Raw genomic sequence first — 953 nt, 5'->3', positions numbered from 1 at the left:
CTCACCGCCGGGGAAGGACCCCTGCACCACCGCGGGTTGACCCGGGACCTGCGCACCGGCGAGGGACGCCTGCTGCCCTACGCCGGGTGCCTCGCGTCCGCCCTGCGCCGGCTGCCCTCCTACCGGGGCGTGGCCCTGCGCGGCGGGGACGCCGACGGCCCCGAACCGGCGGTCGGCACGCTGCTGCACGACCCGGCCCCGGTCAGCGCCCTGGCCGGAGCCTCGGCGCTGCCCTCCGGGGCTCCCGTGCGCTACGCGATCTGGTCCGTCACCGGACGCAAGGTGCGGCAGCTGATCGACCGGCCGGGCGGGTCCCCGGAGGCGTACGAGGAGATCGTCTTCGTGCCGGGGACCGGCTTCCGGGTGCTGGGGGTGCGGACCGTGCCCGCGGGCCCCTCCGTCGTACTGCTGCGTGAACTCCCCGGGAACGCGACCGCCTACATGGACGGGTCGGAGGAGCTGAGCGGGCTGGACCTCAAGGCCCTCAAGCACCTGGAGGAGGCGCTGGCCAAGGGCTTCCGCCCCGGCGACGACCCGCAGTGGCCGGAACGCTGTTCCGGGCCCGTGGGCCAGGACGGATAGCGAGCGGGGCCGCGCCGTACGACCACCCATCACCCCACAGTCCACAACGATCAGATCGAGGAGAACGATGGCACGTCAGAACAGGCCGCCCGCTCCCGAGGGGCCCGGCGGCACGGGCGGTTCCTCCGTCCGCAGGGCCGTCTCCCTCGGGTCGGCGGCGGCCGACCCCGGCCCGATGCTGGCCCCGGCCGCACGGCGTACGGCCGCACCGGAACCCGGCGGTGGCGACACCGGGGGAACCGGGGAAGCGGCGGAGACGGCCCGGCCGGTCCCGGAAACCCCCGGCACCTCCGAGCAGTCCGCCACCACGGCCGCCACCACCGGGGAACCGGCCACCGCGTCCGCCGCGCAGGGGCGCCCGGAAGCGGAGG

2 pseudogenes are annotated in these 953 nt (G+C 76.5%); both read left to right on the top strand.

Going from position 1 to position 953, the window contains the following annotated elements:
• Positions 1–582 (top strand): annotated as a pseudogene (locus B7767_RS33910) (hypothetical protein); the annotation flags it as partial.
• Positions 583–649: 67 nt separating this feature from the next.
• Positions 650–953: pseudogene (locus B7767_RS46770) on the top strand (hypothetical protein); the annotation flags it as partial.

The organism is Streptomyces sp. 13-12-16 (genome assembly GCF_002114215.1).
GTDB lineage: Bacteria > Actinomycetota > Actinomycetes > Streptomycetales > Streptomycetaceae > Streptomyces.
Note: the sequence above shows the minus strand (reverse complement) of the source record. Positions and strands in the feature narration are given on the sequence as shown.